The 17,632-nt window shown below is 56.1% G+C and carries 13 protein-coding genes and 1 other RNA gene; 8 read left to right on the plus strand and 6 right to left on the minus strand.

Annotated elements, in window-relative coordinates:
• Positions 1–22: 22 nt before the first annotated feature.
• The 3 genes from OHL20_RS15745 (at position 23) to ssrA (ending at position 1,479) form a co-directional block, all read left to right on the plus strand.
• Positions 23–460, plus strand: coding sequence for a CYCXC family (seleno)protein (locus OHL20_RS15745; protein WP_263384128.1), 438 nt, complete (start codon positions 23–25; stop codon positions 458–460).
• A 169-nt stretch (positions 461–629) separates the two neighbouring features.
• Positions 630–1,049 (plus strand): EamA family transporter, encoded by a 420-nt coding sequence (locus OHL20_RS15750; protein WP_263384129.1) that lies wholly within the window; start codon positions 630–632, stop codon positions 1,047–1,049.
• 75 nt (positions 1,050–1,124) lie between these two features.
• Positions 1,125–1,479: a transfer-messenger RNA gene (ssrA, locus tag OHL20_RS15755) on the plus strand.
• A 245-nt stretch (positions 1,480–1,724) separates the two neighbouring features.
• On the opposite strand, the gene OHL20_RS15760 is transcribed toward ssrA, so the two are convergent.
• Together OHL20_RS15760 and OHL20_RS15765 are read right to left on the minus strand one after the other, a co-directional pair.
• Positions 1,725–3,152: an MATE family efflux transporter gene (locus OHL20_RS15760; protein ID WP_263384130.1), complete on the minus strand. Its 1,428-nt coding sequence runs from the start codon at positions 3,150–3,152 to the stop codon at positions 1,725–1,727.
• Between the two features lie 252 nt (positions 3,153–3,404).
• Positions 3,405–5,354, minus strand: a complete 1,950-nt coding sequence (locus tag OHL20_RS15765; protein WP_263384131.1) for a TPR end-of-group domain-containing protein — start codon at positions 5,352–5,354, stop codon at positions 3,405–3,407.
• Between the two features lie 149 nt (positions 5,355–5,503).
• Between OHL20_RS15765 and OHL20_RS15770 the strand changes: the two genes are divergently transcribed.
• The gene (locus OHL20_RS15770; protein WP_263384132.1) at positions 5,504–6,637 is read left to right on the plus strand and encodes a ScyD/ScyE family protein; all 1,134 of its coding nucleotides are present in this window, start codon (positions 5,504–5,506) and stop codon (positions 6,635–6,637) included.
• 299 nt (positions 6,638–6,936) lie between these two features.
• Positions 6,937–7,386, plus strand: coding sequence for a group II truncated hemoglobin (locus OHL20_RS15775; RefSeq protein WP_263384133.1), 450 nt, complete (start codon positions 6,937–6,939; stop codon positions 7,384–7,386).
• Between the two features lie 345 nt (positions 7,387–7,731).
• Here OHL20_RS15775 and OHL20_RS15780 read toward each other — a convergent pair whose 3' ends face one another.
• Complete coding sequence (locus tag OHL20_RS15780) at positions 7,732–8,511, minus strand: hypothetical protein (RefSeq protein ID WP_263384134.1); 780 nt, start codon at positions 8,509–8,511, stop codon at positions 7,732–7,734.
• Between the two features lie 1,111 nt (positions 8,512–9,622).
• Here OHL20_RS15780 and OHL20_RS15785 point away from each other — a divergent pair.
• Positions 9,623–10,102 (plus strand): hypothetical protein, encoded by a 480-nt coding sequence (locus OHL20_RS15785; protein ID WP_263384135.1) that lies wholly within the window; start codon positions 9,623–9,625, stop codon positions 10,100–10,102.
• Positions 10,093–11,514: a S1 family peptidase gene (locus OHL20_RS15790; protein ID WP_263384136.1), complete on the plus strand. Its 1,422-nt coding sequence runs from the start codon at positions 10,093–10,095 to the stop codon at positions 11,512–11,514. Before OHL20_RS15785 ends, OHL20_RS15790 begins: the two co-directional genes overlap by 10 nt.
• A gap of 155 nt (positions 11,515–11,669) precedes the next feature.
• On the opposite strand, the gene OHL20_RS15795 is transcribed toward OHL20_RS15790, so the two are convergent.
• Genes OHL20_RS15795 through OHL20_RS15805 form a run of 3 tightly spaced genes read right to left on the minus strand, consistent with a single transcriptional unit; the run spans position 11,670 to position 13,218 of the window.
• Positions 11,670–12,194 (minus strand): hypothetical protein, encoded by a 525-nt coding sequence (locus OHL20_RS15795; protein WP_263384137.1) that lies wholly within the window; start codon positions 12,192–12,194, stop codon positions 11,670–11,672.
• Complete coding sequence (locus OHL20_RS15800; RefSeq protein ID WP_263384138.1) at positions 12,191–12,964, minus strand: hypothetical protein; 774 nt, start codon at positions 12,962–12,964, stop codon at positions 12,191–12,193. Before OHL20_RS15800 ends, OHL20_RS15795 begins: the two co-directional genes overlap by 4 nt.
• 59 nt (positions 12,965–13,023) lie before the next feature.
• The gene (locus OHL20_RS15805) at positions 13,024–13,218 is read right to left on the minus strand and encodes a hypothetical protein (protein ID WP_263384139.1); all 195 of its coding nucleotides are present in this window, start codon (positions 13,216–13,218) and stop codon (positions 13,024–13,026) included.
• 793 nt (positions 13,219–14,011) lie between these two features.
• Between OHL20_RS15805 and OHL20_RS15810 the strand changes: the two genes are divergently transcribed.
• Positions 14,012–16,690, plus strand: a complete 2,679-nt coding sequence (locus OHL20_RS15810; RefSeq protein WP_263384140.1) for a beta-glucosidase family protein — start codon at positions 14,012–14,014, stop codon at positions 16,688–16,690.
• Positions 16,691–17,632: the final 942 nt, after the last annotated feature.

Raw genomic sequence — 17,632 nt, forward strand, 5'->3', positions numbered from 1 at the left:
TGGGCTGGATTATGATGTTGACATGAAGCGATGGATTGGCTGTCTGGCTCTTGGTCTCCTCACCGTTGTCGCCTCGGCGCAGTGGTCAAACCCTGCTGAGGATGTTCCGGCGTACAACTCTGCTGCTCCTGCGAAGCCTCTCCCTCCTGTTTTGAGCGGCAATCAGTTGAGCGGTCCCTATTTTTCACATCCGTACCAGGTGACTGCGTACAAGATGGCGGCGAAGATTCCGGCGGTTCTGCACCAACAGCCTTGCTACTGCCGATGTGATCGGGAGATGAGCCACAACAGCCTGCATAGCTGCTTTGAGGGGACCCATGGGGCAGCTTGTTCCACCTGTATGCGGGAGGCGGTGTATGCCTACCAGCAGACGAAGAAGGGTCGGACGGCTCCACAGATTCGGGCGGGGATTGAGCGTGGGGAGTGGCAGAACGTGGATCTGGAAGCGGCTGCGCTGTAGGGCGATGAAGGCTTAACACCGATCTGTGCGGATGACACCGATCTAAAGCCAGGGCTACCGCGGCTTGTCGCGGAGGAACGCGGATTAGAGAGCAGACGCAGATTCCCTCTGGGAATGTCAAGAAAAGGGCCTTCAGGGTGGGTTCAGTGTCTGGGCGTAGGCTGGTGGCATGACTTGGGTATTCTGGGCGCTGCTTTCTGCTGGTTTCGCTGCTGCTACGGCCTTGCTGGCGAAGGTCGGCATCGCGGGGGTGGATTCTAATCTTGCGACGGCTATCCGGACGAGCGTAATCCTGGTCTTTACGTGGGGAATTGCGATTGGGCTGGATAAGCACCATGGGCTTGCGCAGATTGGGCGGCGAAGTTGGTTGTTCCTGGTGCTGTCGGGGGTGGCGACGGGGCTTTCGTGGCTATGCTATTTTCGAGCGCTGCAGATGGGACCGGCATCGAGTGTAGCCCCGGTGGACAAGCTGAGCGTGGTGCTGGTGATTGTGTTTGCGGCACTTTTTCTGGGAGAGCGACTGACGCTCTTGAAGGCTGCGGGCGGGTCTCTGATTGCGATTGGGGCATTGATTCTTGCGTTTGCATGAGGCTGGGTATACGGAGGGGGTATACTGAAGATCGTTCTTTGCAAAGCCTAAAGCATCGGCGTTGCTGCTCCACAAGGGGGCGTCACGGCTTCGACGGGATTGCTAGTGGCAGAGAGGCATGCCGGGGTGTGGACACCCGTAATCGCTCACAAAACTATAAGTGCCGAACCTCAGTTCGCTCTTGCTGCTTAATTAAATAAGTGGCCGATCGCTCAAGCTTCGCCTACGGGCCTGTACCGATCGTCGCACAGTAGGCTGGTCCCAACTGCTCCGTCTGAGCGGAAGGGATGAGATCGATCAGACTGGTCGCCGGCGCATCTTCGTCCGTTCTAAGTGCCGGGGACGAGACAAAAATGAACCTGGAAAAAGCATGAAAGCTCTCTGTTGTCGGTAGTTTCGGACGTGGGTTCGACTCCCACCGCCTCCACCATTTCTTCATCCTGTAAGTTCCAATAACGTCTATAAGTCTGACTCTTGCTCTGAGTTACATCGGATCGTATTCCGGTGTGCTCCAGCACGTTTTAGAATCGCCTATTCGCTCATGAGCGTCGTTATCACTCTGCGTTCCTGGTGTTCCAGGAAGCGGCCCATTCCTTGTTGGTCTGCTTCTGAAACTCGGTGAAAAAGTGAGAGGCAATGAGTACGTGGGTGACATCCATGTGACCCAAGGACGACTTATATTTTCTGCTTTGCCCATTTGCCTTGCCTGAAGAGATAAAGGGAGACCAGCACGATGGCAGCTTGGGCTACGACTACGGAGACATACACACCGTTGACTTGCAGTGCGGTGTGCATCGCTAGAACCCAGGCGAGAGGGATTTCAAGTATCCAGAAGCCGAAGAGGTTGACGTACGTTGGGGTGAGGGTGTCGCCGGAGCCATTGAAGGCTTGCAGAAGTACCATGCCGTAGGCATAGGCAATGTTGCCGGAACTGAAGATGCGCAGGCAGGGGATGCCGGTGCGGAGAACCTCGGAGTCGGTGGTGAAGAGGCCGAGGATCCAAGGGGCGAAGACGATAAAAATCAGGCCGACGGTGCCGAGAAAGATCATGTTCCAGAGGCCAGTACGCCAAACGGCGTTGCGGGCACGGTCGGGCTCGCCGGCACCGAGGCTTTGGCCGACGAGGGTAGCGGCGGCGTTGCTGAGACCCCAGGAGGGAAGGATTGCGAAGATGACGATGCGGATGGCGATGGTGTAGGCGGCGAGGGCGGGCGCTCCGAAGAGACTGACGATGCGGACGAGACCGATCCAACTGGCTTGGCCGATAAGGAATTGGAGGATACCGGTGAAGGAGACACGGACGAGTCGCCAGAGAACCGTGGCGTTGAGGCGAAGATGGCAAGCGAGGATGCAAAGCCGCTCCGTGCCGCGGGCGAGGCGATAGAACTGGTAAAGGACGCCTATGCCTCGACCGGTGAACGTCGCGAGGGCAGCGCCGGTAACTCCCATGCGAGGGAATGGGCCTAGTCCGAAGATGAGGCAGGGGTCGAGGATGAGGTTGAGGATGTTCGAGACCCAGAGGAGACGCATGGCGATGGCGGCGTCACCGGTCCCGCGGAAGATCGCATTGTTGAGGAAGAGAAGAAGGACGACGCCCGATCCTCCGAGGGCGATGCGGGTGTAGCCGGTGCCGGTGGCGATGATGGCAGGGGATGCTCCCATGGCAGCGAGCAAGTGGTGCGCGAGGAAGAAGAATGGAATCCCGAGAATTGCTGAGGCGATAAGGCCGAGGAAGATGGCCTGCACGGCGGCGATGGCTGCTCCATTCGTGTCTTTTTCGCCGATGCGGCGTGCCACCATGGCGGTGGTGGACATGCCCAGTCCCATGCCAACGGCGAAGACGAGGGTGAGGACCGACTCGGTGAGCCCGACGGTGGCGATGGCGTTGGCCCCGAGGCGACTCACCCAGAAGACGTCGACGACGGCGAAGAGGGACTCAAGGACCATTTCGAGCACCATGGGAATGGCGAGCAGGAGGATGGACCGGTTCAGGCTGCCGGTGGTGTAGTCCTGATGGCTGCCGCGCAAGGCCTCTTTGATGGACTGCCATAGGGTGGGCGTCGGTTGGCGGGTGGCGGAGGTATCCATTGGGGTTGCGGACATGGTACCTGTTGTGAGGGTTCATGGAATCCGAATCTTGGCTAGGGCGGCTTCGCGGTAGTAAGAGCCTCGACGCTGGACTGGAATGAAGTTGCCGACAACCATGACTTTCAAGGACTCTGGTCACGATCGTCGTGGCCCCGATTCGATTGCGATGTCAGGATGCTGCCGTTCTTGAATGCCGAAATACTACTTTTTTACTCATAGAGTTAGCTGTCTTTCCGGCATGTTTGCTCTCCCAATGTCAGCGAACCACTATTCATCCTTCGTCTGACCGACGCCTATGCGGCGAACGAGGGCCGTAAATTGCCGCTCATTGCGCAGTTGATCAAAGCGGGGATCAGCCTCGACCATCTCCATCCAGAAGCAATGTTGATCGAAAGCCTGCTGCAACTGGGCAATCGTACGGTCCCGTTCTCCGAGGCGGAGGTAGTCCAGGGCTCTCTCGTAGGCTGCACATTCTCGCATCGGCTCCTTCGTTTGTTGTCTAAGGCGCAACTGCCAATACGCCGTCCAGCCCCGAACCTGATAGGTGCGTTGGAGCGACGCGAGTTCATCCGCGGAGCGCATCCGCTGTAAGCCTGCCAGGTCATACTGGATGGCCTCGCGGCGCATCCCTTTCATCTCGTACGTCCAGCTAATCCAATTATCGACAACAGGCGACCGATCCGGCTGAAGCTCTTTTGCTCGATCCAGCTCTCGCAAAGCCTCGTCATATCTTTTCGCGAAATACAGCGCCGAACCAAGGTTTCGGGCGACCCAAAAGGAGAGAGGATCCATGACCTTGGCCTGTCGCATCCGCAGGACCGCGTCTTCGGGACGACGCGCAGCATCCAGAAACAGGCCGTACATCGCCACCGGATAGGAGTCTCCCGGACTCAACTGAATGCCTTGCAGGAGATCCTGCTCCGCATGATGCCAATCCCAGAGCTGCGTGAACTCGATCGTTCCGAGCGCAGCGTATGCCGCGCCACTCTGTGGATCAAGTTCAATCGCCCTGTGTGCCGCTGCGAGTGCCCTGGGCTTCACCGCCTCAGGTGTTGCCATGCCCAGCGTCAGCGCGGCTTCAAGCGCTTCCGCGAGGCCGGCATAGGCCGAGGCAAAGGTGGGATCTAGATCAATCGAACGTTGGAAGTATTCCGTGCTGAGCTTGGAATCGCGTCTATCCAGAAAGTAACGTGCCCGCAGATACGCATCGTACGCCTCGGGTGAACGACGCTGCGCCGGGGCCCCCTCAACCTGTGGCCCCAGGACAAATGTCAGCCGTGCGCGATTCGCGATCTCCCGGGCGACGCTGTCTTGCAGCGCAATCAAATCCGTTGTCTCTCCCTCGAAGCTGGCTGCCCATAGTTGCTGGTCATTCCGTGCGTCGGTCAACTGCGCAGTAATCCGCACCTTGTCACCGTAGCGAAAGACGCTTCCTTCCACGACGGAGTCCACATCCAGTTCCTTCCCAATCTGACTGAGCGATTTACCATTGAGCTTTGCACTCACCACAGAGTCGTGCGAGATGACGCGCAGGTGTGGAATGCGCGCCAGCTCGGTATTCAGTTCGTCCGTCATACCCTCGGCAAGATAGTTTTGTTCAGTCGAGCCGGATAGGTTTCGCAGCGGTAGAACCGCCATGGAGTGGATCGAAGACTTCGCCTCCAATCGCCTGTCACGAAACATTTCGATCCCGACCACGCTACACACGCAGAAGAAGAGTGCCAGGGCGATGCGTAATGAAATCGATCGCGAACGAACGCCTGTGCCGCTCTCTTGCTCCGTAGCTGACGAGCGCATCCTGGATACTGGCGTGACCGGAACCGTATCGGCGTTCTGATGGATGGTCATGTCGTCAGGAGCCGACGCCTCAAACTCCTTCAATGAAAACCTGGCTTCGTAGTGCCCCTTTGGAATGTCGATCAGCACCTTGGCACGTTGGCCCTCATCGAGGTAATACTCACGCAACCTGCTGCGGAGCCGACCGGCTTCGACGCGCACAGTAGCGTCGACAGCGGAATCGTAGCTTGCGGGGCGATCGAAGACATCCAACGCGACAGCGTACTCGTTGACGGAGACGGCGGGGTCGGAGATTGCGGCCTCTACCAGGTAGCTCAGGAAACGCTGACTGCGATTCGCCTTTTGGAAGGCGCGTGACCGCAAAATCCGCCGCAGCTCGGACCTTATCTCGGCGACGTCAGCGTTAGCGACTACTTCCATGCCAGGAATTCTTCTCCATAACTTGCTCTGCACGTAAGCTCTGCGACGTAACTTACGGGAGGCAACTGGAATTTTACGGCTTGTGCGCAGATTCTGTGTGAGGTTTTCGCGAACGCATGCGCTCACCTCAAACATCAAGGAGAATCTTTATGAAAGCTCTCAGTCGAATCGGCGGTTTGACGTCTGCCGCATTGCTGCTCACCCTCTTTGCGGCGCCTTGCCGTGCCCAACTCACTCCAACCTCTGCCACCGTCTCCGCCTCCGGCCTGAACGGTCCTCGGGGCCTGGTATTTGGTCCCGACGGTACGCTTTACATCGCTGAAGCCGGAACGGGCGGCTCGAATTCCACGAACGGGGCATGCGCTCAGGTAGTAGGGGGCCCCGGTCCTTACCTGGGAGGAGCGACGGCAACCATCTCCCAGGTAGATCGGACCGGTACTCTTTCCGTGCTGGCAAAAGGGCTCGCCTCATCCCAAAATGCCGGCGGAGACACCTTCGGGATCGCGGATCTCGCCTTCCTGAACGACTCACTTTATGCACTGGTCGCTGGAGGGGGTTGCTCGCACGGAAACCCTGACCTCCCTAATGGCATCGTCAAGGTCAATCTGAAAAATGGAAAGTGGAACTACATCACGGACCTCAGCCTCTTCTATATCCAGCATCCTGCAGCCTATGTTGATGCCCCCGATTTTGAGGCTGATGGAGTTCCTTATTCCATGCTGTCGTTCAAGAATGCCCTCTTTACCGTGGAGGCAAACCACGGGCAGATCACCAGGACAGCGGTCAGTGGCAGCACGACACTCGTGACCGATCTTTCCGTGTCGCAAGGGCACATCGTTCCGACCGGAATTGCTGCGTCAGGCGGTAACCTCTACGTCGGCAATCTCGGCCTCTTTCCAATCCTCACGCAGCGAGAGCGTGTGATCACGCTCTCAAAGGACCTCAACTTTGTGGATACCACGCCGGGCTTGGAGACCACGCCGGCGGAGGTGTCGAAGTTCCGGGTAGCCGCATCACGTGCCGGCTTTACCACCATCGTCAGCCTGAAGTTCGGGCCTGACGGCCTGCTCTATGCCTTGGAGATCTCCCCGAACGCGGGATACCCGACTCCAGGCGCCGGAGAAGTTGTCCGTCTATCCAGGGCAGGCGTCATCGAAACAGTTGTGAGCGGCTTGACCCTCCCAACGGGCATGGCCTTCGGCCCCGACAACGCACTCTACGTTTCTAACTTCGGTGATGGTCCGATAGGCGGTGGTCAGGTGCTTCGCTTCATGGTGCCGTAAGGCTTGGGAGTTAAGCGGGCGGTAGCGACAGTCTCCACTTCATATCGCCCGCAACACACCCGAGATCTCGACTGGCATGAACAGACCGATGCACTCATTGAGGGATCTCGGATCGTTCTCTGCAAACGGCGACTTCGGAAACAACAAAACGTAGTTGCCGAATACCCGGCTTTCAGAGAAGAGCCTTTCAGAAAGGTGGATCAGGCCTGAAGCTGCCGTGGCATGCGATGATCACGCTCACCGCAAGTCCGTAAGTTTTGCAGCTTGCCTGAACGAGGAAAGCTTGCGAGTATGGACGCATGCAAACGGTCTTTAAGGCCGCAGGTGGGACCGACGGCATGCGTCGCCTTGCGGAAGCCTGGCATCATCGCGTACTGGCCGACGAAGTCGTCGCGCACGCGTTCAGCCATGGCTTCCACTCCGACCATGTCGAGCGCCTGGCTGCGTACTGGGCCGAAGCGCTCGGAGGGCCACCAGCCTATTCCAGCAGCTATGGTGACGAGAGCAAGGTCGTCCGTATGCACAGCGGAAACGGGGAGCATGACGAAATGGACGCCCGTGCGATCGCCTGTTTCGATCAGGCTTTGCTCGATGTCGGATTCGCCAGCAGCGGGACTTTACACCAGGTACTGCACGATTATTTTGCCTGGGCGACCAAGACGACTATGTCACGCTACGCTCGCTCGGCCGACGATGTGCCGAACGGCCTAAGCATCCCGCGCTGGTCCTGGGATGGACTCCAGAAGTAAGACGGCCAAGTGCCGAAAGTAGTTCCCCACAGCGAACATCCTGAAGACTCAGCCTGTCGCCAGTAGGTTTTGAAAAGATGCTCGGTGCAATGAAAATGGCGACTTTGCGGGAGCCTTTGGTTCGCGTGGAGATTCTGCTCAACAGGCAGGGCGCATTGAGAGGTGTTGCTGTAGTTATCCGGTGATGCTCGAAACGAGCAGGATAAAGCACTGCAGAAGCCTCACCTGCTTTGTTGACCTCACGGTCTTTCTTGCCAGCTCCAATATCTCTGAAGATGGGTCTACACCGAGCAACGACCACCTTGGGTTGGCATCCGCGGGAGTTCGATCGGAGGCATTTTAAGGTTATTGCTTGTCCCATATGCTGGTAAAGACTGCGGATGTTTTAACGGCCTTGCTGACGATGGTCAATGTCTTGCCGTCATCCGACACCTTATATTCATCGGTGGTTACAGGACTACCCTTTGTCTGACTTTCCATATGGATAAGATGGTCGTCGATTCTCTCGCCTGACGAAGAATCGACCTTGGTGCCGTCAGCAGCTACATCGAAGTATTGCCTGCCATCGAACTTCATGTCCATGTGATGCCTGCCGGATTCTGAGATAAAGCTAAGCCCGTCTTTTCCAAAAGGCTCGATGATGAACTTCTCTGCGGGCCCGGAAAGTTCAACGTCCATGGAGACCGACTTCCATTGGCCGAAGATACTCCTGCCCGGAGAGGTTCTCGCATACATTGTTGTTGTTTTCTCTCCTGCTCCATCGGCACTCGTAAAAACGTCGACCAGTGTCAGCGAGCGATCGTCGGGCGATACGGTATATGTTCGCTTCATCGATCGGGATTCGACCCGGTCCATCTGCCAGGTATGGTCGTCGAGTTTTCTGAAGGAGACGGTGGCTCCTGAAGGAGACTTGATGGAGATGCCGTCTGCCTTGATCCGGGTCGTCTCCCCGGAGCTTCCGGTCAATGCATACTGGTTTTCGCCAAGATCCTCGATCTGGTAGGTGATGGTGGGCTTAGGACTCTTGTTGACGTTGTAGACCCACGTTCCTAGGAAGGGGTCGCTTGCAACGGCCAAACCGGAGGTCGCGCAAAGAGCGGCGAGCAAAAGGCTGTAGAGTTTCATCAAATTGTCCCCTGGGAATTGGCACGTAGCATAACACGTCGCCTCATGATGAGTCTGTTGTTACTTAGCCCGTGAGAGAGTATCCCGTCACTGACACGGCACACTGCATGCTCACTCCATACCGGGTGCGATGCCTTGGCAGTTGCAGTTCAGCATCGCGGAGAGGCGGGGAGGACGTTTGCAGAATAACTCGGTGAGCTATTCCGTGCGTTCGGGATTCTGATAAGTGCTAAAGGTAGGCAACTGCCGCCAACCTATCTACTCAGAGCTTTTTGTAGAGACCCAAGTCGTGCCTCGACGGCGGCGCGTTGCCATCGCCAGAGCATGTCACCACCGGTCCCAGGCCGGTCCATGTCCCGCCTTCTGTGTTGTGAAACGATTGGCCGCGCAAATTAGCATCCAACGTTTTGACATACTTCCCATCCTCTCTAAGTTCGAGTGTGATGGCTGTTCGGCCCGTGCTGTCGACTACCTCCCGGGACCACGCTCCTATGTAGTAACTTCGGGTACTCTCAGAAAGTTGTCCATCGACCCAAGGAATGGGGACGACCTTTGCTATGGCAGGGATCGCAATTAATCCAAGTGCCAGAAGAGTTGCGTAGGTTCTAAAGCGAGTCATGTGACCTCTCAAATACAAGCTGTATTCGGCCGCAACCGAGTGGGCTGCACCGCGTAAGCAGTAGATTTTCGGCTTACTGAAGCTGCCGTCGTACTTGTAAAGCTCAACATCGATTGGCGGAAAGTAATAGAAAGCCGGAGCGATGTAAAGAGAATTTTTTATGCAGCGTTGAGATTGCGTAGCCATTCCCGGCGCATGAATATAGCGCAGGTGTGCAATCTCTGTGCGTACGGTCGCGCCAGCAAATGCCCGCTCCGACCCTCAACCGGAAGTTACTCTCTATTACGTCAACACGTTGTCTATTTCCACCTTTGATCTGACTAGTGCTTCTCCTCAAGGGACGAACTAAATTGTTGCTTCGTGTTTCTGGCGTCGAACATATGTTCATTAAAAAATGCCGAAGCACGAAGGTTGGCTGTTATATTTGCCTCCAACCGATCGAGCCAGCTTGAAGCTTGCAGCCCGCAGTGTGCTCGTTCTCACAGAGGTCGTATGTGGTTGATTCTTTCCTTTGGCCTGACCGGGATTCTCATAGGGAATCTAATTGCGATGAGCGCCTCCAGCACGGTGCCATCTCTTGTAAGCCTCATCTTCGCCTTTGTGGGCGGATCCCTCGTCGTGATGCTCCATAGGTTGAAGCAGGACGAACAGGTGCTTGCCGGAAAAATTCTGGCATCTCTTTCCTTCTTCTGCCTTGTTGGGGTGTACATGGGTCTGATCGTCAATGAAGGCAGATTGTTGACTCCAGAACGATGGAGGCAAGCACACCCACAAACGTCGCGCGTTCAGGCACCTGGCGAATGCACAGAAACAAAGCTGCAGGACAGCAAGTATCTTGCCAGTGACGGTATTAGCAGAGGCGATGCTATTGACATGCTGAAGACAGCCGGTGCTTTATCCGCGGAGCAGGCATACTTCCAACTGTTTAACGAATATAAGGCGCTCTCCAAGGAGATGAAACAATGCAAGTGACAGCCGGGGTGTTAGTAGGACTGTCGTGTACGCTCTCGTGGATGATATCTGCTTGCCAGGCCCCGGCCCAAGAAGCCAGTTTCCATGAACAAAGCGCCATCGTCACGATCACAGCGACTACTCCGCTCAAGACTCGCATTGGCTCAGGCGCATTTATCGGTCCTGGCGGGTACATCCTAACCTGCTATCACGTGGTGCAGGACGCTCGCAATTTGGTCGTATTCAGCGCCGGAAGCGTCTCGCACGATGTCACCGTTGTGGCCTATGCCCCAGAACGCGATCTCGCGATTCTGCGGCTGAAGGAAGTTCCCAATGTGGTCAGCTCATTGCACATTGCACCCGGTAAACCCGCGCACCTTCTAGGCAGTAAGTTTTATGTCTATGGTCGAATCGAAGGGCTCCAACGCCAGGTGATCGGGGCTTCGGCCACGGACGATGACACGGTGCTCGCAAACGATCTCGCTTTAGACGACGCACCTAAAACGAATAGCGCACTCCGGATCATTCCCATGAATATAGGCGCGGTGAAGGGCATGAGCGGAGGACCCGTTCTCTCGGCAAACGGAGTGATTGGCGTTGTCGCCGGCACGATCCCCGGCCAAGCGACGCTGAGCTGGGCCATCCCGGTCTGGGGTCTAAAAATCAACGAAATGCGTCAGATCAGGCTTACGCCGGACAAGGTCTCATGGTTGCCGCTGGGGACTCGGTTCTCTTCCGCCCTGAATGTCGACTTTGAGGTTCCCTCCTCCATCGCTGGAACCGAGCTGAACTTCGTCCAAGCTTTTGACGAGGCCCAATCGGAGTATCGGCACTTCGTGATCGTCCTGGCGAAGTATCTTGATAACGCAGACCTCATTGTCCGGGCCCTCGATGAGATCCCAAAAGAGAGCCAGGGTCGGTACCCAGCCCAGATCAGAAGCGATCCTGCCTATTCAGAACTCAACGCTCGACTGAGCGGCCTCTTTGCACGATCCAGGGAACTGCAGGCCGAGTGGGATACGGCCCTTGAGAAAGCTCTCTATGCAGGTACTCAAAGCGATCAGGACATTGCAATACTCAAGCAAAGCATCATGCGCAATATGCAGAGCCTGCCTGAATCCGGGCTGCACAGCGAACTGATGACAGAACTTCTGAGTGAGTTCGCATCCTCACAACGATTGACGGAGGCTCACCGCTTCCCAGCGATCAAACAACCGGCAAAGCAACTTATGGATGCGGACAGCGTAACGGTTCGGGAACTGCGTCAATTTATCGTTGAGACGCGAGCGAATTTGGGAGAGGTGCTTTTGCCTGCCTTTACCGATCGGGTCAGTGAGTTCTTTGCCGCGCAACGATCTGTTGCGGAACCTCTCCAGCAACTGCTGGTCGCCGCCGCCAACGGCACACCAACTTCAGATCAACCGCTCCACTGAAAAGGTGCTCTCGGAGCATCTGGTTCGAGCGGTCACGCTGCAAGGACGATTCGCATCAGCCAAGAGCGACGACGACGTTCAAGCAGTTGGATCCAGTTATGCTGGTTTCGCTAGCGATCAGCTGCGGGAGCCTAGAGCTAAATTCTTCAGATCGGCTAAGTCTCCAGGCCGGGGATAGGGCCGACGTAGGCCGTATAGTAGAGGCCGACGAACCGATCACGAACACTGGAGTATGACGACACCGCTTCTTGAAGATAGAACGTGGGCTGCACAAATCCAAAATGAAGGAAGAAACCGAGCTGGATTCGAAAGATTGCATGGTTCAGTCGAGTCGCATCTCTTCGAATCGTTTCAGAAACCAGTTCGCCCTGATCGCGGTTCCATTTTTCAGCGTAAACGGCCAAATTGAGCATCGCCCAGGCGTTCCTCTTCAGCCTTTTGAGGCCGTGCAGGCCACCGATAACCTTCCACATTTCATCGGCTTCAATCCGAACCCGGCCTTCATCCGAGCCATTAAAGTTGTCCGCAATCAATCGAATTCCTTCGAGATTGATTGGTTCCAGCGTTCCAAGCACATCGTTCCAACTCTGCGCGTGAAGCTTTCGTCGCTTGTACCCGGTGTCGATGACATATCCAACACCGCCAAGAAATACAAGAACATATAGAACGAGAAATATCATTTCGGCGGAATCCTATCGGTCGCAGAAAGCCCGCTCGACCGTTGTCCATATTCTAAACGCCCTTTCAGGGCTTCCATCAGATCTTTATTCCCGGGGACGATTTGAGGCGCCGCCGGTTCAGGCAGCCAGAATATGAATGCCCAGTAAATCGCGGCGAGTTGAAATACAGCAATATGTACATTCTCAAGCAAGGTGAAGTGCCCTAACGTGCGCCAATAAGCGTGAAGCCCGTCGGTCAAGAAGCCGATGGTTACCCACGCAATGAAGCCATAACTCTCTCGCATCGCATAGCTTCGCCATCCGAGACCTAATTGACGGGATGCCACTACCACCCCGACGAACATAAGAAAGACAAGAACTGTGGTGAAGACGCTCGCTCGCGCAAATAGGTCGTCTAGCTTGCTATCTGCGGCTGGATGCATGGACAACGCCATTACCAAAGCGATCACCGGGGCGATCGCGCCCATTAAGATAAGCCGGGGGCGAGCACCTGAGACCCATCGCTTGCTTCGCCGAAGAACGATCCCCGCGATCTCCAGGATGACCGCAAGTTGCAGCAGGACGTCCAGAAAGTCACAGGACCAATAAGCGACGGCATAGACGTGCTTTGAGGAAAACCTGAATGCTCCGAATAGAACTATTGTGTACAGACTTTGAGACGCAACCCATAAAGTAAACCAAGGCACGGTCCTGTATCGCCGCTTGTAGATCAGCACAAGTAGGAGAGCTGCGTTTAGAACGAAGCCCGTTCCCCACAAGACCGTTGCCATGACAGATAAATTCACCGTGCACCTCAGCACAGTGATTTTAGCGGCTCCGGGTGATTTTTTTAAAGCCCGAAGTAGGCGAGTACAGCCGAGTACACGGTGTCCACCACCTGCGGACGAGGGTTGGAGCCGCCCATTACCTGCGGACGAGGGTTGGAGCCGCCCATTACCTGCGGGCTAACTTGTTGAGCTGACATCGAGATTGTGGAAGCGGAAAAAGCAACGGTTGCGGCCAGAATAAAGACGAACTTCTTCATGAATGTGATTCTCCTAGAGCGCGAAGGCGCTCTAGTAAGGTTAGTCCACAGTAGGTCCACGTATTTACCAGAGCCTTGCGATAGCGTCACTTCTGCTTTCCCTCTCCAATAGTTGGCCTGCTGCCATCCCGTGAAGGATTTAGACAGCTTTTGTAAAGATGCTTTCCGCAATGTTCCGCTCTGAAAACACCAAAATTCAGCTTTGTGATCTGTCTATTCAAGGTGTTTTGTTGCCTTCATGGGACTTGGCTTGATCGATGGACTGTGGACTTCACGAGAACTTCTCTCTTCCCTCATTGTTTTTCCGATAGTTTTTTTATAAATCTCACATGGGTATCTCTGGCGTGTTCGCTGTCATGCGCCGAACTAACGGGACTTCGGCACGTAGCTAGATAGGCTTCCCCACTTCGTTCCCGCAAAACGGGGTTTTGATAAACTTCGATCCGCTGGGACGGTCGAAAACGTCGTCATTGCCGAAACACCAACTTTGCGGGATTGAAGCGTGCGCAGGACTGCGCCGTTTTCACGCGCTCCGAGTCTCCGGCCGGCAGCAGGGCAGGCCGTGTCAGCCGCATCCGGGGGCGCACGGCGTGGCTGTCCAGCTGGTTCCTTTGGTCCAGGTAGTCTTTGCGGCTTCGCTGGCCAAGCCCTTGCCGTGACGGCGTCTCTTTAGAATCGCTGTTGTCTTGAGATACCAAGCACCAGACCATTTGTGGGTGGCAAACACCTCGTCGATCAGCAGTTAAGGTTAGAATTCGCAGTCGAGAGTTATTTGATTTTTCGAGGAGCAGCGATGAGGCCACTTGCTACAGTATTTCTTTTGCTTGTCACGTCTGCCTATTGGGCGAAGGCGCAGGTTGTTCCAGCTGATAAAGCCGATGAGACCCGTATCGACAGCCTGCTAAAGAAGATGACGCTCGAAGAGAAGATGAATCTGATACGAGGCGATGTAGAGCCGGCGGCGACGAACCAGGGGCAGGCGGGCTATTTGCCGGGCGTGTCACGGCTTGGGATTCCGTCACTGCGCATGGCGGATGGTCCTCCTGGAGTGTTGACCCGGGTCGCAGGGCAGGCGCAGACTGCAACCATGGGCGTCGCCGCAACCTGGAGCGTCAAGGATGCAGAGCAGAATGGCGTGGCGATCGGCCGCGAAGCACGTTCTCTGGGCATTGACGTTGTGCTGCAGCCCTTCATCAACATCGACCGCGACCTCACCTTCGCTCGCGGTTACAACACGCTCGGCGAAGATCCGTTCCTCACCGGTGCTTTGGGAGCAGCCGAGATCCACGGCGAGCAGGCCCAAGGAGTGATGTCGATGGCCAAGCACTATGTGGCCTATGACTCCGATTCCTACAACATCTTCGTCGACCAGCAAACGCTTCACGAGGTCTACGTCGCGCCATTCGACGCGGCAGTGAAGGCTGGCGTTGCGTCGATCATGTGCTCGTACAACAAAATCAATGGCGCCTTCGCCTGCGGCAATCCGGACACGCTCAAGACAATTCTGTTTGGTGAACTTGGTTTCAAAGGCTTCGTCACCTCAGACTGGGGCGGAGTACACAACGTGCACTTCATCAACAACGGGCTCACGATGGAAATGCCCGGTGAGATCGCTGATGACAGCCCGTTCGCTGGAATGATGCACACCTATTTCCGCACCCGTCCTGAGAAGTCGGGGCCGCCCACGAAGCCGAATCTTGCAGCCCTGGCGGGGATGCTTGGCGGCACCATCCCCGAGGAAACCAAAGGAGGCGGCATGGACTTGTCAGCCTTCCCGACCGACTCCGACTCGAAAACCATGCGCGACGCTCTCAAGGATGGTTCCATCACCGAAGCGTCCATCACCGAAGCCGCACGGCGCGTGCTCTATCAGATCGATCGATTTGGGTATCTCGATGGCAAGCAAAAACATGATGTCACGCCGCAGGATCTTGGTGGCAACGGAAGCATCATTGAGAAGACCGCAGAAGACGCGGCCGTTCTACTGAAGAATGAAGACAACATCCTTCCCCTCAAGGGGAGTGGCCGTATCGCCGTGATCGGGCCGACTGCTGGCCAGGTCGCGTCCATCGGCACATTTGGCGAGCGGTCACCGGGCGTTCCTGAACGTCAGGTGAGCCCGCTGGACGCGCTGAGGAAACTCCCGCCCGACGCGAAGGTGACATTCGCCGTGGACGACGACATGACCGGAACTCCAATACCTGCGGCCGCATTCACACACGACGGAAAACCTGGACTTGTGAGGAACACCGAGGCGGGGAGCAGCAGCATAGACCCTTCGATCGACTTCACCAAAACCAACGGAAAAGTGCTGCAACCGAATACTGTCGCAACGTGGAAGGGCGAAGTCACCGTTCCAGCCGACGGCTCCTACTGGTTCTACCTGCAGGCATTGGGTACGCGTGGAATGTTCAGCATTGATGATAAAGAGGTGGGCCGAACCGGCGCCGTGAAAGGAACAGTCCACGGCGATGTCCAACATGCCTCGCAGGATAATGGACTTCCCACAACAGATGGCCTGGATAACGTGCGCCGCGCAGTCCAACTGACCAAGGGCGCGCACAGGATTGAGGTCACGACCTCCGTCGACACATCGAACGCGCCAGTGCAAGTGCGCTTGAATTGGATGACTCCCGAAGCGCGGCAGCGCAATCACGCTACGGCAATCGACGCGGCGCGGAACGCAAAAACAGCTGTAGTATTTGTGTGGACGCGAGACAAGCCGCACTTCGAGCTTCCGGGCAATCAGGACAAACTCATTGAGGAAATTGCAGCAGTCAATCCGAACACTGTCGTGGTTTTGAATACGAGTCAGCCAGTGGCGATGCCGTGGATCGACAAAGTCAAAGGGGTACTGGAGATGTGGTGGCCTGGAGACGAGGGTGGGTCAGCAACGGCGAAAACGTTGCTCGGTCAGAGCAATCCTGCGGGACGGTTGCCTATGACCTGGGCCAAGGCGCTCAGTGATTATGCGGCGACCTCGCCTGCTCACCCTGAGCGTTCCACGCAAGGCGTCGACGGCATAACAACATTCTCAGAAGGCGTGCTCGTTGGGTACCGCTGGTTCGACGATCAGAAGATCCAGCCGCTGTACCCGTTCGGATTTGGACTGTCCTATACCAAATTCGCATTTTCGAATCTGAAAGTGACGCCCACCGTGGATGGCGGTGCGAGCGTATCGGTTCGCGTCAAGAATACCGGCGGCGTAGTAGGCGACGAGGTGCCGCAGGTCTACCTCGATGCTCCCGTGAACAAGCCGCAAGGAGTACAGTTCGCCCCAAAAACACTCGTAGCCTTTGACCGGGTTACCCTGCAGCCAGGCGAGGAGCGCGAGGTGACGCTCGAAATCGCGCCGCGAGCATTTGAATACTGGTCAGTCGACAAAAAAGCATGGGTGAAGCCGGGAGGCAGTCGTATCCTCCGCACCGGATCGTCTTCGCAGGATTTGCCGTTGACAGCGACAGTGCAATAACTCCGAATGCTAAATGGGCAATTGAGCTACTACAGCCACTTCAATGAGTGCAGAATCGCTAATGCGCGTTTCGAGCCGTTTCGGACTGAAAACATACTTTGGCTGGTTGTCGCCAGTCGAGAGTAGTGAGAGCCAGAGATGATCAGCAGAGTGCGACGCTAAAACGGTCCAAATGACCCAGTTGGGAGATGCGCCATTGTTGAGACGCATCCTCGAACGCCTGCATGACGTTATCTAAGCTCTTCGAAGTTGGTTGATCTTGTCATACCTCACATTCGGCGAATTCCGAACGGCGGGTTTCCCTCTCCTTCCTCACGTAGTCAAAGGCATCGGGCCCAGGGATCAGATGTGTTCGTGGGTTCGGCACATTGAGGAAGGTCGCAAGTACTTGGGACATTTCTATCCGGAGAGGGCTAGGACATTGCATTTTGACGTTTGATGAGTACACCGAGGCCAACTGCCGGGCGGAATCGCAGAAGGCCAACACCAGCATCGATGAAATGCGTTGCATGAAACTCGGGGACAAGACACCTTCAACAGGCCGTTTGCGGATGTCATGAGAGGTAGTCAGCGAAGACTGTGCAATCTCTCTCAGACCATCGCGATGCTTAGCTACAGCAGCGGCGGGCCTTGGATACACATCTTGATCGTTGTGCCGAAGTATCGTTGAGGTTCGACGGGATGATGCGATGAGAACAAGGGAAAGCAGGCCACAGGAGATACCTGCCTCCTCATCCTTCTGCCTCCGTCAGTACAGATCGAACAAGGTACTCGGGGATGCTCTGCGGGGCTTTCAGTCGAAGCGAACGCTGGGCTTTCTTCTGCTCGCCTTCGACGCGGTGTTGTTCCAACATGGTGGCTACCTAGCCGGAAGGGGACTCGAGGATGGGCACGACCCGTTGCGTGCAGAAGTTGATGACATCGGACTGACGACTTCTGGAT

Source organism: Granulicella arctica (assembly GCF_025685605.1).
GTDB lineage: Bacteria > Acidobacteriota > Terriglobia > Terriglobales > Acidobacteriaceae > Edaphobacter > Edaphobacter arcticus.

Coding starts and splice junctions, on each gene's coding strand:
- OHL20_RS15745 (WP_263384128.1), top strand. CDS start 23: ATGAAGCGATGGATTGGCTGTCTGGCTCTTGGTCTCCTCACCGTTGTC.
- OHL20_RS15750 (WP_263384129.1), top strand. CDS start 630: ATGACTTGGGTATTCTGGGCGCTGCTTTCTGCTGGTTTCGCTGCTGCT.
- OHL20_RS15760 (WP_263384130.1), bottom strand. CDS start 3,152: ATGTCCGCAACCCCAATGGATACCTCCGCCACCCGCCAACCGACGCCC.
- OHL20_RS15765 (WP_263384131.1), bottom strand. CDS start 5,354: ATGGAAGTAGTCGCTAACGCTGACGTCGCCGAGATAAGGTCCGAGCTG.
- OHL20_RS15770 (WP_263384132.1), top strand. CDS start 5,504: ATGAAAGCTCTCAGTCGAATCGGCGGTTTGACGTCTGCCGCATTGCTG.
- OHL20_RS15775 (WP_263384133.1), top strand. CDS start 6,937: ATGCAAACGGTCTTTAAGGCCGCAGGTGGGACCGACGGCATGCGTCGC.
- OHL20_RS15780 (WP_263384134.1), bottom strand. CDS start 8,511: ATGAAACTCTACAGCCTTTTGCTCGCCGCTCTTTGCGCGACCTCCGGT.
- OHL20_RS15785 (WP_263384135.1), top strand. CDS start 9,623: ATGTGGTTGATTCTTTCCTTTGGCCTGACCGGGATTCTCATAGGGAAT.
- OHL20_RS15790 (WP_263384136.1), top strand. CDS start 10,093: ATGCAAGTGACAGCCGGGGTGTTAGTAGGACTGTCGTGTACGCTCTCG.
- OHL20_RS15795 (WP_263384137.1), bottom strand. CDS start 12,194: ATGATATTTCTCGTTCTATATGTTCTTGTATTTCTTGGCGGTGTTGGA.
- OHL20_RS15800 (WP_263384138.1), bottom strand. CDS start 12,964: ATGGCAACGGTCTTGTGGGGAACGGGCTTCGTTCTAAACGCAGCTCTC.
- OHL20_RS15805 (WP_263384139.1), bottom strand. CDS start 13,218: ATGAAGAAGTTCGTCTTTATTCTGGCCGCAACCGTTGCTTTTTCCGCT.
- OHL20_RS15810 (WP_263384140.1), top strand. CDS start 14,012: ATGAGGCCACTTGCTACAGTATTTCTTTTGCTTGTCACGTCTGCCTAT.